The following is a 14,976-nucleotide window of genomic DNA, read 5'->3' on the forward strand; positions in this document are numbered from 1 at the left end:
GATGCTGTATCTCATCGCAGACTGGTTCCAATACGAGGGACTTGCAAACCTCTTCCGCTACCAGACGTTCCGGTCGGGCGCGGCGCTGATGACGGCGCTGGTGATCGGCCTCATCATCGGCCCCAAGTTCATCAACATCCTGCGCGTCCGGCAGGGCAAGGGGCAACCCATCCGCGAGGATGGTCCGCAGAGCCACCTGGCCAAGCGCGGCACGCCCACGATGGGCGGACTGATGATCCTCACGTCGCTCGTCCTGACCATGCTGCTGTTCATGGACGTGACGAACCCGTTCGTGTGGGCGTGCATCGCGGTGACCGTGGGCTTCGGTGCGATCGGTTTCCTCGACGACTACGACAAGGTGACCAAGCGCCACCACGCGGGCCTTTCGAGCAAGCTGCGGCTTGCGCTGGAATTCGTGGTGGCCGGCATCGCCGCCTACATCATCGTCAGCCAGCTCAACACCAATCTCTACGTGCCGTTCCTGTCCGGGCGCTACATCCCGTTGGGGCCGTTCTACTACGTGTTCGCGGCGGTGGTGATCGTGGGCGCCGGTAACGCCGTGAACCTGACGGACGGGCTGGACGGCCTTGCGACGATGCCGGTCATCATTGCGGCGGGCACTTTCGCCATCATCTGCTACCTTGCAGGGCGCGTGGACTATGCCGACTACCTGGGGATCCCGCATGTGCCGCGGGCAGGTGAGCTGGCGATCTTCTGCGCCGGAATTATGGGGGCGGGCCTCGCTTTCCTGTGGTTCAACGCACCGCCCGCCGCCGTGTTCATGGGCGACACCGGCAGTCTGGCACTCGGCGGAGCGCTCGGCTGCATCGCGGTGGCCGCACATCACGAGATCGTGCTTGCCATCGTCGGCGGCCTTTTCGTGCTTGAGGCTGCCTCGGTCATCATCCAGGTCTTCTGGTTCAAGCGCACCGGCCGCCGGGTCTTCCGCATGGCACCGATTCATCATCACTTCGAGCAGAAGGGCTGGCGCGAATCGACCGTGGTGATCCGCTTCTGGATCATCTCGATCGTGCTCGCGGTGATCGGCCTTTCGACGCTGAAGCTGCGATGAGGGGAACGGGCGCATGATCGTCTCCCCCGTTTTCGCCGGCAAGCGCTATGCGGTTCTCGGCCTCGCCCGTTCGGGGCTGACGGCCGTCGCCACGCTGGTCGAAAGCGGGGCTCACGTAATGGCGTGGGACAGCCGCGACGAGGCGCGCCAGCAGCTGTGCGAATGGACGGACTGCGGCAAGGTCGAGCTTGCCGATCCGGTGACTGCCGACCTTTCGGGCTACGACGGCGTTGTCGTCTCGCCGGGGATCCCGCTGAACCGGCACCCAATCGCCGAGGCGGCCGCCCGGGCCGCCGTTCCGGTGATCGGTGATATCGAGCTTTTCGCCCTCGCCCGCGCAGACCTGCCTGCCCACCGCGTGGTGGGGATCACCGGCACAAACGGCAAGTCCACCACGACCTCGCTGGTCCAGCACTTGCTGGAATGCGCCGAGGTGCCATCGCGCGTGGGCGGCAACATCGGTGTGCCGGTGCTTGGGACGGATCCGCTGCCCGCAGGCGGGGTCTACGTGCTCGAACTCTCCAGCTACCAGATCGACCTCACGCGCAGCCTAGACTGCGAGGTGGCCGCGCTGCTGAACATCACTCCGGACCATCTCGACAGGTACGACGGGTTCGAGGCCTATGCCGCCTCAAAGGCCCGCCTGTTCGAGATGCAGACGCGCGGGCGTAGCGCGGTGTTTGGAATGGGGGACAAGGAAACCCGCGCAATCGGCCATATCGAGGCGGCACGTCGCGCGCCCGGCCTCGTCCGCCTGGTAGACGGCGCGGACCTTGCCGGCATCCAGAAGGAATGGCCATCGTTGCAGGGCCCGCACAACCTGCAGAACGCTGCCGTGGCCGTGGCCATCGTCGAGGCGCTGGGGGTCCGGAAAGCCGCATGGCGCAAGGCGCTGCGCACTTTCAGTGGCCTGCCCCACCGCATGGAACGTGTGGCGGAAGCGAACGGCGTCACCTACATCAACGACAGCAAGGCCACCAATCCGGCTTCCACCGCCCCGGCCATCGCCGCGTTCCCGCCCGACCCCGAGCCGCGCATCCACTGGATCCTGGGCGGACTCCCCAAGGGGGACAATCTCGATGAGTGTGCGCCTCACTTCGGCAACATCGCTGCCGCCTACACGATCGGCGACGCGGGGCCGCGCTTTGCAGAGATCCTGGCGCCGCACATGCCGGTCCACAATTCCGAGATGATGGCCGAGGCGATCCGCGAAGCCATGGCTGCCGCCGGGCCGGGGGATGTCGTCATGCTGTCTCCCGCTTGCGCCAGCTTCGACCAGTTCCGCGACTACGAGGCGCGCGGCCAAGCCTTCCGCCAGATCGTCGAGGCCCTGCTCGCGCCCGATGAAGAAGAGGCGCGGCGCTGATGGCGACCATAGCTCCAAACTCCTCCGCCTCGGCGGCCCAGCGCTACCACCGCAATCGCCGCGGCCAGCTTGCGATATGGTGGCAGGAGATTGATCGACCGACGCTGATCCTGGTCCTCGTGCTCATGGCGATCGGCGCCATCGCGGTGGCGGCAGGCTCTCCGGCGAGCGCCCGCCGCCTGTCGACATCGGCGGAGAAGCTGCAGCAACTGCACTTCTTCTACCTGCATATGCGCTGGCAGATTCTCGGTCTTGTCGCCATGTTCTGGGCCTCGACACGGACGAAGGACAGCGCGCGGCGCTTCGGCATCCTGCTTGCAGGGGCGATGCTGTTCGCGCTGGTGCTGGTGCCTATCGTCGGCTCGGAAGTGAACGGCGCCAAGCGCTGGCTGCGCTTCGGTATCTCGCTGCAGCCGTCGGAATTCCTGAAATGTGGGTTCCCTATCCTGCTGGCATGGATTCTCTCGTGGCGCGCGCGCGATCCGAAGCTGCCGGTCGTGGGCATCTGCTTCGCGCTCATGGGCGTGCTGGGCGCCCTCCTGATGCTCCAGCCGGACTTCGGTTCGACGATGCTGTTTTCCGGCGCGTTCCTGGTGCTGATCCTGCTCTCGGGCATCGATCTGAAGCGCATCGGCATGTTTTTCGGCGCCGGCCTTCTCGGCCTCGTCCTGATGTACTTCACCTATGACAACGGACGGAACCGCATCGACAACTTCTTGTTCGGCGGCACTGCGTTCGACCAGGTGGACCTTGCCCAGCGCACGATCCTCAACGGCGGCTGGACCGGGCTCGGTTTCTGGATGGGCACTCGCAAGATGGCCCTGCCCGAAGCGCATACCGACTACATCTTCTCCGTCATCGGGGAGGAATTCGGCCTTTTTGCCTGCATGGTCATCGTGGTGCTGTACCTCGCCATCCTCGCCCGCGTGATCCTGCGCCTGGTAGAGGAGGAGGACCTGTTCACGGTGCTTGCCGCCTCGGGCTTTGCCGCGCAGTTCGGCGGGCAGGCGTTCATCAACATCCTCGTCAACCTGCAGCTGTTCCCGTCCAAGGGCATGACCCTGCCGCTGATCAGCTACGGCGGTTCGTCCACGGTGGCGATGTGCCTTTCCATGGGCCTGCTGCTCGCCGTCACCCGGCGTAATCCCTTCATCAAGCGCGAGAAGTTTTCCCTGCGCGCTCTCGGAGACATTCACCAATGAGCCCGGTTTCCCGCCACTATGTCCTTGCCGCGGGCGGGACCGGCGGACACCTCATTCCCGCATTCGCGCTAGCCGCCGAACTGAACGCGCGCGGGCACCATGTCGCGCTGGTCACGGACGAGCGCGGGGCGGCCATTCCCGGCAAGCCTGATTACCTCCCCGCCCACGTGCTGCCGCCCGGCCGCATCGCAGGCAGGAACCCGCTAGGATGGCTGAAAGGCGCGAAAGGCGTTCTCGACGGTCGGCGCATGGCGCTGCGCCTTTTCGAGACGTTCCGGCCGACTGCAGTGGTCGGGTTCGGCGGCTATCCGGCTTTGCCGACACTGCTTGCCGCCCGCACCGCCGGGTTGCCCACGATCCTGCACGAGCAGAATTCGGTGCTTGGCCGCGTCAACCGCTACTTCGCCAAGTCGGTGAGCGCGATCGCGACTTCGGCCGAGAAGACCGAGAAGCTCGATCCCGCGCTCGCGTCCAAGGTCACTCTCGTCGGCAACCCCGTGCGCGAAGAGGTATTGCGTCTTCGCGAGCAGTCGTTCCCCGAATTCACCGAGGACAGCCTGCTGCGCATCCTCGTCACCGGAGGCAGCCAGGGCGCGCGCGTCCTGTCGGACGTGGTGCCCGATGGGCTCGCGATGCTGCCGCCTGCGCTGCGCTCGCGACTGCAGGTGATCCAGCAATCGCGTCCCGAGGACATCGACCGCGTTCGCGAGCGTTATGCCCAGCACGGCATCCCGGCAGAGCTTGCAACCTACTTCGAAGACATGGCCGAGCGCCTTGCAGGCGCACACCTCTTCATCGGTCGCTCGGGCGCCTCGACGATCGCCGAACTGACCGCGGTCGGCCGCCCGGCGATCCTGATTCCGCTACCTTACGCGACGGATGACCACCAGAGCGTGAACGCGCGCGAGATGGTGGCCGGCGGCGGGGCCCGCGTGATCCGCCAGCCTGCGATCACGACCGAGGACCCGGAGGCCTACAAGGGCGACCGGCGCAATGCGCTGCTCAGCGAACAGGCCGAGGTCCACCAGAAGATGGCGAAGGACCTGTGTCTTCAGATCCAGGCGATCGCCCAGCATCCAGAGACGCTGGCCAATGCGGCTCATGCTTCGTGGAACTGCGGTTATCCCAATGCCGCGCGCGATCTTGCCGATCTGGTGGAGAGTTTCGGCGCCGCTCCGATCATGGACGTGATCCGCATGGAGAAAGCCGGTGCAGCCAAGGGCGGCGAGGCATTGGCAGTGGAGCCTGCGAAGTGAAGGGCGTCGGCACGGAAATCGGCACGATCCACTTTGTGGGCATCGGCGGGATCGGTATGTCCGGCATTGCGGAAGTGATGCACAACCTGGGCTACTCTGTGCAGGGCTCGGACATCGCCGAGGGATACGTTGTCGAAGGCCTGCGGGCACGCGGCATCAAGGTCATGATCGGCCATGCGGCGCAGAACGTCGAAGGCGCTGCGGTAGTCGTCACTTCCACGGCGGTGAAGCGCGACAACCCGGAAGTGGTCTACGCGCTGGAGCACCGGATTCCGGTGGTTCGCCGCGCAGAGATGCTGGCGGAATTGATGCGCCTCAAGAACACCGTGGCGGTCGCGGGCACGCACGGTAAGACCACGACGACCTCGATGGTGGCCGCTCTCCTCGATGCGGGCGGGGTGGACCCAACGGTCATCAACGGCGGCATCATCAACTCCTACGGCTCCAATGCCCGGCTCGGCGCGTCGGACTGGATGGTGGTGGAAGCGGACGAGAGCGACGGCTCCTTCCTGCGGCTCGACGGTACGATCGCCATCGTCACCAACATCGATCCCGAGCACCTCGATCACTACGGCTCGTTCGATCGCATCAAGGATTCATTCGTCGAGTTCATCGAGAACGTGCCCTTCTATGGCGCGGCCCTGCTGTGCATCGACCACCCGGAAGTGCAGGCGATCATCCCCAAGGTGCGCGATCGCCGCGTGGTGACTTACGGCTTTTCCGCGCAGGCGGACATTCGCGGCGAGAACGTGACGCCGATCCCCGGCGGCAACCGCTTCGACGTGGCGCTACGCCAGCGGGACGGCTCCTTCCGCCGGATCGAGGGCATCGAACTGCCGATGCCGGGCCGCCACAACGTCCAGAACGCCTTGGCTGCCGTTGGCGTCGCGGCGGAGATGGGCTGCTCGGATTCGTGCATCCAGACCGGCTTCTCCAAGTTCGGGGGCGTCAAGCGTCGCTTCACGAACGTGGGCGAACTGCCGGTAGGTGACGGCCTCGTCACGGTGATCGACGATTACGGCCACCACCCGGTCGAGATCCGCGCCGTGCTTGCGGCCGCGCGCGAAGGTGTGAAAGGCCGCGTCATCGCCGTCGTCCAGCCGCACCGCTATACGCGCCTGCGCGATCACATGGAGGAATTCCAGGCGGCCTTCAACGACGCCGATGTGGTCTATGCCGCACCCGTCTATGCGGCGGGCGAGCAGCCGATCAAGGGCGTGGACAGCGCCGCGATGGTGGAGGGCATGAAGGCGCGGGGCCACCGCTCGGCGCAGATCGTCGCGGGACCCGATGCGCTTGCCGATGCGCTGGCAGGCACGGTCCTGCCCGGCGACATGGTCGTGTGCCTTGGCGCCGGTGACATCACCAAGTGGGCGGCCGGGCTTGCACAGGCCATTTCAGCGCGGAGGGAAGGGTGAGCGAGGCCCCCAGCCTTCCTCAGGTTCGCGGCAAGCTGACACCCGATGCGCCGCTGGCTCCGCTCGTTTGGTTCAAGGCAGGGGGGCACGCGCAGTGGCTGTTCGAGCCTCGCGACCTGGCCGACCTGCAGGACTTCCTGCGCGGGCTCGATCCGGCCGTGCCCGTCATGGCGCTGGGGCTTGGCTCCAACATGATCGTGCGCGACGGCGGTGTTCCGGGCGTCGTCGTGCGCTTGGGGAAAGCTTTCGCTGCAGTCTCGGCCGATGGAGTAACGCTTGAATGCGGCGGTGGAGCGAGCGGCATTCTCGTCTCCTCCACCGCTCGCAATGCGGGTATTGCCGGAGTGGAGTTCCTGCGCTCCATCCCGGGCACGGTGGGCGGTTTCGTTCGCATGAACGGGGGTGCCTATGGCGGCGAAGTCAGCGATATTCTGCTGGACTGCGACGTGGTCCTGCGGTCCGGCGAAAGGGTCACGCTCGGCAATGCGCAGCTTGGCTATACCTATCGCCATTCCGAACTTCCGGCAGATGCCGTCGTGGTGTCGGCGCGCTTCAAGGGGCGCGCTGGACAGCCGGCAGCGATCCAGGCCGAGATGGACCGCATCTCCGCCGCGCGGGAGGTGAGCCAGCCTCTGCGTTCGAAAACCGGCGGCTCCACCTTCAAGAACCCGGACGGCCACAAGGCCTGGCAGCTCGTGGATGAAGCGGGATGCCGGGGCCTCTCCATCGGCGGCGCGCAGGTGAGCGAGAAGCACACCAACTTCCTCCTCAACACCGGTAACGCTACAAGCACCGAGATCGAGGATCTGGGGGATGAAGTGCGTCGCCGAGTCCGGGAAAAGTCGGGCGTCGAACTGGAATGGGAAATCCAGCGCGTGGGGCAAAAGGCGGCGGCGCCATGACTGAGGCCGACTGGGACGTTTCCGGCTACGAGCAGCAGATCCTCGACAATGTCGAGGAGTTCGGCTGCCACATCACCGTGGTCTCCCCTCCCGGAGAGGATGGAGATGACGACGATTTCGACGACGACGATCTGGATGACCACGACGGCTTCGGTGCAGACTTCGAGGATGAGGAAGAGCCTTCGAAGGAGCGCTTCGCCTACTCGGTCGGGTTCACCCGGACGGTGAAGCAGCCTGAACTGATCGTTTTCGGCTTTTCGACCGAACTTTCGGCGGCCGTCATCAACGGCGTCCTCGACATGTGCCGGGAAGGGCTCGTGCTCGAGGACTGGAAGGAGATCGACGGTCTTCTCAAGGGCCATCGCTGCGTCCTTCGCGAAGTCGAACGCGATTGCATCGTTCCCTACTACTTCAATTCCGCCATGTGGTTCGCGGAGGAGGAGATGGGGCACGAACTCACCCGCGCCATGCAACTGGTCTGGCCCGGGGTCGAGGATGGCCTCTTCCCCTGGGACAAGGGTTGCTCCGAGATGGTCCGCGACCTGCAAACCCCGCTTTATAGAACGAGTCTGAATTCATGAGCCTGCCAACCCTTCACGTCGCGGTCCTGATGGGCGGCTGGTCCAGCGAACGCCCCGTCTCGCTGATGAGCGGGGAAGGCGTGGCCAAGGCCCTCGAAAGCAAGGGTCATAAGGTCACTCGCATCGACATGGACCCCGAAGTCGCTCTGCGGCTGGCGGAAACGAAGCCCGACGTCGTCTTCAACGCGCTCCACGGCGCGCCGGGGGAAGACGGTACGGTCCAGGGCATGATGGACCTGATGGGTCTTACATACACCCACTCCGGCCTCGCCACGTCGGTGATCGCCATCGACAAGGAACTGACCAAGCAGGCGCTGGTCCCTCACGGTATCCCGATGCCGGGCGGGCGCGTGGTCAAGTGTGCCGAGATCCACGAACGTGATCCGCTACCGCGCCCCTATGTGCTCAAGCCAGTGAACGAGGGTTCCTCTGTCGGGGTCGCCATCGTCACCGACGAGGGCAATTACGGCAATCCCGTCTCGCCCCAAGCCAAGGGGCCTTGGCAGGAATTCGACGAACTGCTCGCCGAGCCCTACATCCGCGGCCGCGAATTGACGACGGCGGTCATCGGCGGCCCGAAGACAGGAGAGCGCGCCCTGCTGGTGACGGAGCTCAAGCCCAAGTCCGGCTTCTACGACTTCGATTCGAAGTATACCGACGGCATGACCGAGCATGTCTGTCCGGCGGAGATCCCGGACGAGATCGCGCAGGCCTGCAAGGACCTTGCCCTGCGCTCGCACCAGCTTCTGGGCTGCCGGGGCACGAGCCGCGCGGACTTCCGCTGGGACGATACGCAGGGGATCGAAGGCCTGTTCCTGCTGGAGGTCAACACCCAGCCCGGCATGACGCCGCTCAGCCTTGTTCCCGAGCAGGCCCGGGCCTGCGGGATGGAATATCCCGAACTCGTCGAGGCGATCATCGCCGAAGCGCTTGCCGACAGGCAGGCCGGGGTCAAATGAGCCAGACGATCCGCCGCAAGGGCACCAGTGCCCGAAAGGCCGCTGCGGCGCATGGAGCGCAGCGCAAGGTCCGCGCAGCCAAGGCGCGCACCGGCTCTGCGCTCGACACGGCGATGGCGTGGCTGCCTTTCAGCGAAGCGCAGCTGCAGCGCCTCTTCATGTTCGTGATCCTGGGCAGCGCGGTCGCCCTCGTCTGTGCCGTTGCGGTCTTCGCGGGCCTGCCGGGCCTCGCCGGCAAGCAGATGGCCCTCGTTGCGGGGCAGGCCGGCTTCGAGGTCAAGCGCGTAGAGGTGCGCGGCGTCAAGAACATCAACGAGATGAAGGTCTACGAGAAAGCGCTGGGCGAGCGCGACCGGGCGATGCCGCTCGTCGATATCGCCGCGCTGCGCCAGGATCTGCTCGGCCTCTCGTGGGTCAAGGATGCGCGCGTCTCCCGCCAGCTGCCCGACACGCTGGTGATCGACATCGTCGAGCGTGAGCCTCATGCCGTGCTGCGCAAGGCAGACCGGTTCGTGCTGATCGACGAGACCGGGCACGAACTGGAAGCCATCAGCCGCAAGCAGGCCGGGGGGCGCCTAATCGTCTCGGGCCCCGGCGCCGGCCGGCAAGTGATCGAGCTTGGAAGACTGCTGGAAGCCGCGCCTGCGCTCAAGCCGCGGGTCCAGGAGGCCGAATGGATCGGCAACCGCCGCTGGAACCTCACTTTCCAGTCCGGCCAGGTGCTCGCACTGCCTGAGGGCGACCGGCAATCGGCGGGTGCGCTTGTCACCTTCGCGCGCCTTGACGGCACGAACCGCCTCCTTGGCGGCAAGGTCACCGCATTCGACATGCGTGCGAGCGACCGGATCTACATGCGCGTTCCCGAGCAGGACGGGCAGGAGCTGGCTCTCAAGGCCGGTTCGGTGCCACACACCGCGGGCGAGAGCACCGGCGCTTCCGCGGCGTCTTCGCCAGGTTCGGACGATCAGTGATGAGGAGGCAAGGATAGTGCCCACGCAGCGCATCTCCCGCGTCTTCGGCGCGGTCAACATCGGCTCCTTCCGGATTTCGGCCATCGTCGCCGGGATCAACGAAGTGGGCGACATGGTGGTCCTGGGTTCCGGCCACCGGGCTAGCCAGGGCATCCGGCGAGGATATGTCACCGACATGGCGGCTGCCACATATGCCGTGCGCGATGCCATCGACCGGGCCGAGAAGATGGCCGATACGGCCGTCCAGAAGGTGTGGATCGGTTGCTCGGGCGCGGGGCTCGCCAGCCGGATCGACCAGTTTGATGCCGAAATCGGCGGGCGCCGGATCGAGCAGGAGGATATCGACCAGCTGCTGATCTCCGCGCGCGACGTCATCCAGCCCGACGGGCGCATGGTGCTGCATGCCCAGCCTGCGCAGTATCGTCTCGACGGGGCTCATGGCGTTGGCAATCCAAAGGGCCTCCATGCCGAGCGCCTGGGCGTGGACATCCACATCATGCTGGCCGACGGCGCCCCCATCCGCAACCTGACCGAAGCCGTGCAGAGCGCTCATCTCGAGGTCGAGGCCGTGGTCGCCTCGCCGATCGCTGCGGGTCACGCCTGCCTCTCGCCCGAGGAGCGCGACCTTGGCGTCGCTCTCGTCGAGTTCGGCGGCGAAGTTACCAATGTCGCGATCTACGAGCAGGGCATGCTCAAGGACATGATGGCGATCCCGATGGGTTCGGCCGACATCACCGATGCGATCGCGTCGGCCTTCGGTATCCGCCGTTTCCAGGCAGAGCGCCTGAAATGCGTCAACGGCTCGGCGATCGCCAATCCCACCGACCATCGCGAGATGATCCCGGTGAACGCTCCGGGCGAGGAAGGCACCGGCCCCATCGCCCGGCATGCCGACGACAAGAACCGCATCCCGCGCGCCGAACTGATCGGTGTCATCACCGGACAACTGGGCTCGCTGATGGAAGAGATCAACAAGGCGCTCAAGACCATGCGGTTCACCGGCCAGCGGGGCAAGCAGGTGGTCTTCACCGGAGGAGGTGCTGAACTGGTCGGCCTTGCCGACTATGCGCAGGCGGCGATCGGCAAGCCGGTCCGCATCGGGCGGGTGGCGCAACTTTCCGGGCTGGCCGAGGCGCACGTAAAGCCGGGTTTCTCGACGCTGGCGGGGCTGGTGCTCTACGCCGCCGCCGATCCGGTCGACATCCGGGCGCTCGGCCGCAACAACGCGCGTACGGTCAGGCTGGGCGGCATGGGAATGGCCGGGCGCGTCTACCAGGCGCTGCGCGAGTACTTCTGAGCATGGCGCCGCTCACGGGCCAGACCGTGCAGAAGACTAGACGGACGCGGTCGAAAGCGGCTGTTTTGGCGGCTTTGGCTGTGGACAAAGGTATATGATGCTTTGCCTCGACAAGTCGAAGCATGCAATCAGGCGTGTCAACAGATTTTCTTCGCGCACGTGCCTGCCAGGAGAGCGAAATGAGCATTAACATCGGACCGCCGGCCATCGAAGAACTGCGCCCGCGGATTGTCGTCATCGGCGTCGGCGGGGCGGGTGGCAATGCCATCGCCAACATGATCCAGGCGCAGATCGAAGGCGTGGACTTCGTCGTCGCGAACACCGATGCGCAGGCGCTGAACAATTCGATCGCCGAGACCCGCATCCAGCTCGGTCCCGAGATCACGCAGGGCCTGGGCGCGGGCGCCCGCCCTGAAGTGGGTCGCGCGGCTGCCGAAGAGACGATCGAGGATCTGGAGCGCCTTCTGGAAGGCGTCCACATGGTCTTCATCGCGGCCGGCATGGGCGGTGGCACCGGCACGGGTGCCGCCCCGATCATCGCGGAAGCCGCGCGCGCCAAGGGCGTGCTGACGGTCGGCGTCGTCTCGAAGCCCTTCATGTTCGAGGGCACCCGCCGCATGCGCGCGGCAGACGCGGGCATCGAAGAACTGCAGAAGCACGTCGATACGCTCATCGTCATTCCCAACCAGAACCTGTTCCTGGTTGCCAAGGCCGACACCACCTTCAAGGAAGCCTTCTCGCTCGCCGACGAAGTGCTTCAGCAGGGCGTGCGCTCGATCACCGACCTCATGATCATGCCGGGCCTCATCAACCTCGACTTCGCGGACGTGCGCTCGGTCATGGGCGAAATGGGCAAGGCGATGATGGGCACCGGCGAGGGCGAAGGTCCGAACCGTGCGCTCGAGGCGGCCGAACGGGCGATCGCCAACCCGCTGCTCGACGGCGTGTCGATGCAGGGGGCCAAGGGCGTAATCATCTCGATCATCGGCGGCGACGACATGAAGCTGCTCGAGGTGGACGAGGCTGCGAACCACATCCGCGAGCTGGTCGATCCCGACGCGAACATCATCTGGGGCTCCGCCTTCAATCCCGACCTGCAGGGCAAGATCCGCGTCTCTGTCGTCGCCACGGGCATTGAACAGACGACCGAAATGGCCGAGATCGCATCGCGCCCGCTCAACCTTGGAGCATCGCGCGGGCCCGTGCGCCCGGCTGTCCAGGCGCCAGCGTCGAACACGTTCCAGCCCGCGCCCGCAGCACCCGTCCAGTCGCCGGTGCAGTCGCAGCCCGCCCCCTACGCCGCTGCAGCCGAACCCTACGAGCCTACCACAGAGCTCGAGCTCGGCGCGGCCGACGAAGCACGCGAAGAGCCCGCACCGGCCGCCTTTGGCGGACTTCGCGGTGGTTTCAGCGAGCCGCTGGAACTCGGGCTCGACGAGCAGGCCGAGCCTGTTCCTGTCCCGGCGCCCACTCCGGCTCCCGCCGCTCAGCGCCCGCGCATGCAGGACGAGCTGCGGCTCGACGGAGGTCAGCAGGTTCCGGCTTCCCAACCGGTGCAGCCTGCCGCCCAGGCTCCCGTTTCGCCGCGCCCCAAGCCTGCCGCGGGTGGCAGCACGTTGTTCGAGCGCATGACCAGCCTGTCGCGCCCCCGTCCGGGTGCGGCCGAGCCGACCGGCGAGGACGACGACGGCGATGCGGGATCGATCAGCATCCCGCGCTTCCTGGGTCGCCAGAACAACCAGTAAGCGGTTCCGGAAGGGGCGGCAGCAGCCCGCCACTTCGCGGAGGAATGCGGCGGGCTGCGCTTCGATGGCGCAGGCCCGCCGTTTTTGCACGTTCGCGCAGGGTTCATCGGCGCTGAGGCATGGACGCGGGGTGCAGGTAGCCAGGATTGACGAAGGACGTTGGGTGATGGATCGGGTTTCGCGGCTGTTGGCTGGTGCGGCGTTGGGCTGCGGGCTAGCATGGGCACCGGCGGCGGCTGCGCAGGGAGCGCCTGTGGTGTCGCGCCCGGTGGTCCAGCAGCTGCCAGGCGCGGACAGCAAGCGGCTGGCCTCCGCCCTTGCGACGCTGGGCCGCAATCCGCGCGACGTCGCTGCGCTCATCGAGGCGGGAGATGCCGCGCGTGGCATGCAGGACTTCGAGGCTGCGGCGGGCTTCTACCGGCGGGCAGACGAGATCAGCCCGGGCAATGCACGCGTCAAGGCAGGGCTCGGAAGTTCCTTTGCGCTCAGCGGCGATCCGGTCAGCGCCATTCCCCTGTTCGATGCGGCGGAGAAAGCCGGCGCCACGCCAGCCCTGATCTCGGCTGACCGGGGGCTTGCCTACGACCTGGTTGGCGACAATGCGGCGGCGCAGCGCCACTACGCGCTGGCTCTTGCAACGTCGACCGGCGCGGCAGGAGACGAGCTGCGTACCCGCCTTGCGGTCAGCCAGGCGATCAGCGGGCAGGGCGATGCGGCTTATGCCACGTTGCTGCCGCTGCTCAACAAGCAGGACAAGCCGGGATGGCGCACCCGGGCGTTCACCCTGGCGATTGCCGGCGATACCGGCGAGGCCGTGGACGTCGCCCAGAAGATCCTTCCCGCGCCGCTTGCCGAAAATATCGCACCGTACCTGCGCTACATGCCTCGGCTCACAAAGGCGCAGCAAGCCGCCGCTGCTAACCTGGGTCGTTTTCCGCGCGCATCCGAGGTCGGGCGCGACGATGCCCGGATCGCGGCCTACGCTCCCCCGCGCTCGAGTGCGGCTGGAAGCGGGCTCATCCCGAAGGGCGAGCCGCTTGGTGGCGGAACGAAGTTGGCCAATGCGCCGCCCAAGAAGCCGGCTCGCGCTGCAAGGGGAGCCGCGAGCCGCACCCGCGCGGGTAGTGCGCAGCCGTCGTCGACCGTCGCCGCACCGGCACGCGATCCATCTCTGGCAGTGGTCGATCCGGACCGGGTCGCCCCGCCTGAAGTGCGACCGGCTATCGAGCGGGACGGAGGAGAACTGCCTGCGGTCGGCCGGCGGATCGAGCTTCCTTCCGTGGCGCAGCCCGCCCATGTCGCAACGGCATCGCCTACTACAGCCGTGGCTGCTGCATCATCGGCAAGCGCTGCGCCTGCGGCTCCTGCTCCTGCATCGACGTCTGTGTCTGCGCGGTCGCCGGCTGCGGTGCAAGCGCCCACGCCCGGGTTCGACCTTGCACGGGTGACGGCCGGGCCGCCTTCCGCCGCTCCGGCGACAGGGGGAGCAGTAGCCGCGCAGCCGCCGGCCGGAGCTGCTGCTCCCGCCGTTGCCTCGCCGCCTTCGCAGCCGGTAGCAGCTCCCGCGCAGCGTTCGCTTGCCGACATCTTTGCCGATCTTGGCAGGCCGGCAGTCGAGGCGGCGCCGGTGTCGGGCGCCGTGGACATCCGCATGATAACTCCCGCGCCGCCTCCGCCCGTCGCACCCGTTGCGACGAAGGCCGAACCGCTCAAGGCCGCCGATGCGGAGCCGAGGAAGTCGACGGCCGTGGCAGAGACGAAGGCCAAAGACGCAAAGACGAAGGCTGCGGACGCCAAGGCTGCGGCAGAAGGCAAGGCCAAGGCCAAGGCAAAGAAGCCCACGCCTCCTGCGCATCCCAGTCGCATATGGGTGCAGATCGGCGTCGGCCGGGACAAGGATGCCATCGCGTTCGACTGGCGGCGCTACAACCGGGAGGCGCCTGCATTGTTCAAGGGACGTCAGCCTTTCGTCAGCGAGATGGGGCGCACCAACCGCGTTCTCGTGGGCCCCTTCGCGACGCAAAAGGCCGCGACCGCGTTCTTGGCCGATGCGAAGAAGCAGGGCTTTGGAGACGCGCTGCCATGGACGAGCCCTGCTGGTCAGGTGGTGGATGCGCTTTCCGGAAAGTAGCGAGGCGGCGGGCTGGGTGAAGGTGTGAGCCCCCCTCCAGGCGCCTTGTGTTAACGCGTGCTCGTTCTTATCCACA

12 protein-coding genes are annotated in these 14,976 nt (G+C 66.5%); all 12 read left to right on the top strand.

Annotated features, from left to right (window positions below; translation table 11 throughout):
• Position 1: 1 nt before the first annotated feature.
• The 12 genes from mraY (at position 2) to GR702_RS07890 (ending at position 14,900) form a co-directional block, all read left to right on the top strand.
• Complete coding sequence (gene mraY / locus GR702_RS07835) at positions 2-1,072, top strand: phospho-N-acetylmuramoyl-pentapeptide-transferase (protein ID WP_160985407.1); 1,071 nt, start codon at positions 2-4, stop codon at positions 1,070-1,072.
• 13 nt (positions 1,073-1,085) lie between these two features.
• Complete coding sequence (gene murD, locus GR702_RS07840; protein WP_160985408.1) at positions 1,086-2,438, top strand: UDP-N-acetylmuramoyl-L-alanine--D-glutamate ligase; 1,353 nt, start codon at positions 1,086-1,088, stop codon at positions 2,436-2,438.
• Positions 2,438-3,640 (top strand): FtsW/RodA/SpoVE family cell cycle protein, encoded by a 1,203-nt coding sequence (locus GR702_RS07845; protein ID WP_160985409.1) that lies wholly within the window; start codon positions 2,438-2,440, stop codon positions 3,638-3,640. The genes murD and GR702_RS07845 overlap by 1 nt, the downstream gene beginning before the upstream one ends.
• Positions 3,637-4,896, top strand: a complete 1,260-nt coding sequence (gene murG / locus GR702_RS07850) for an undecaprenyldiphospho-muramoylpentapeptide beta-N-acetylglucosaminyltransferase (RefSeq protein ID WP_160985410.1) — start codon at positions 3,637-3,639, stop codon at positions 4,894-4,896. The genes GR702_RS07845 and murG overlap by 4 nt, the downstream gene beginning before the upstream one ends.
• Positions 4,893-6,314, top strand: a complete 1,422-nt coding sequence (gene murC / locus GR702_RS07855; RefSeq protein ID WP_160985411.1) for a UDP-N-acetylmuramate--L-alanine ligase — start codon at positions 4,893-4,895, stop codon at positions 6,312-6,314. Before murG ends, murC begins: the two co-directional genes overlap by 4 nt.
• Positions 6,311-7,216 (top strand): UDP-N-acetylmuramate dehydrogenase, encoded by a 906-nt coding sequence (gene murB, locus GR702_RS07860; RefSeq protein ID WP_160985412.1) that lies wholly within the window; start codon positions 6,311-6,313, stop codon positions 7,214-7,216. The genes murC and murB overlap by 4 nt, the downstream gene beginning before the upstream one ends.
• Positions 7,213-7,797, top strand: a complete 585-nt coding sequence (locus GR702_RS07865) for a DUF4262 domain-containing protein (RefSeq protein WP_160985413.1) — start codon at positions 7,213-7,215, stop codon at positions 7,795-7,797. The genes murB and GR702_RS07865 overlap by 4 nt, the downstream gene beginning before the upstream one ends.
• Positions 7,794-8,756 carry a D-alanine--D-alanine ligase gene (locus tag GR702_RS07870; protein WP_160985414.1) on the top strand — a complete coding sequence of 321 codons (963 nt, stop codon included), beginning with the start codon at positions 7,794-7,796 and terminating at the stop codon, positions 8,754-8,756. Before GR702_RS07865 ends, GR702_RS07870 begins: the two co-directional genes overlap by 4 nt.
• Positions 8,753-9,727: a cell division protein FtsQ/DivIB gene (locus tag GR702_RS07875; protein WP_160985415.1), complete on the top strand. Its 975-nt coding sequence runs from the start codon at positions 8,753-8,755 to the stop codon at positions 9,725-9,727. Before GR702_RS07870 ends, GR702_RS07875 begins: the two co-directional genes overlap by 4 nt.
• A 16-nt stretch (positions 9,728-9,743) precedes the next feature.
• Positions 9,744-11,024 carry a cell division protein FtsA gene (gene ftsA / locus GR702_RS07880; protein WP_160985416.1) on the top strand — a complete coding sequence of 427 codons (1,281 nt, stop codon included), beginning with the start codon at positions 9,744-9,746 and terminating at the stop codon, positions 11,022-11,024.
• 179 nt (positions 11,025-11,203) lie between these two features.
• Positions 11,204-12,769: a cell division protein FtsZ gene (ftsZ, locus tag GR702_RS07885; protein WP_160985417.1), complete on the top strand. Its 1,566-nt coding sequence runs from the start codon at positions 11,204-11,206 to the stop codon at positions 12,767-12,769.
• 166 nt (positions 12,770-12,935) lie between these two features.
• Complete coding sequence (locus GR702_RS07890; RefSeq protein ID WP_160985418.1) at positions 12,936-14,900, top strand: SPOR domain-containing protein; 1,965 nt, start codon at positions 12,936-12,938, stop codon at positions 14,898-14,900.
• The last annotated feature ends 76 nt before the right edge of the window (positions 14,901-14,976 follow it).

This window comes from Novosphingobium silvae (assembly GCF_009856825.1).
GTDB lineage: Bacteria > Pseudomonadota > Alphaproteobacteria > Sphingomonadales > Sphingomonadaceae > Novosphingobium > Novosphingobium silvae.

Coding starts and splice junctions, on each gene's coding strand:
- GR702_RS07870 (WP_160985414.1), top strand. CDS start 7,794: ATGAGCCTGCCAACCCTTCACGTCGCGGTCCTGATGGGCGGCTGGTCC.
- ftsZ (WP_160985417.1), top strand. CDS start 11,204: ATGAGCATTAACATCGGACCGCCGGCCATCGAAGAACTGCGCCCGCGG.
- murD (WP_160985408.1), top strand. CDS start 1,086: ATGATCGTCTCCCCCGTTTTCGCCGGCAAGCGCTATGCGGTTCTCGGC.
- mraY (WP_160985407.1), top strand. CDS start 2: ATGCTGTATCTCATCGCAGACTGGTTCCAATACGAGGGACTTGCAAAC.
- GR702_RS07890 (WP_160985418.1), top strand. CDS start 12,936: ATGGATCGGGTTTCGCGGCTGTTGGCTGGTGCGGCGTTGGGCTGCGGG.
- murG (WP_160985410.1), top strand. CDS start 3,637: ATGAGCCCGGTTTCCCGCCACTATGTCCTTGCCGCGGGCGGGACCGGC.
- GR702_RS07875 (WP_160985415.1), top strand. CDS start 8,753: ATGAGCCAGACGATCCGCCGCAAGGGCACCAGTGCCCGAAAGGCCGCT.
- GR702_RS07845 (WP_160985409.1), top strand. CDS start 2,438: ATGGCGACCATAGCTCCAAACTCCTCCGCCTCGGCGGCCCAGCGCTAC.
- GR702_RS07865 (WP_160985413.1), top strand. CDS start 7,213: ATGACTGAGGCCGACTGGGACGTTTCCGGCTACGAGCAGCAGATCCTC.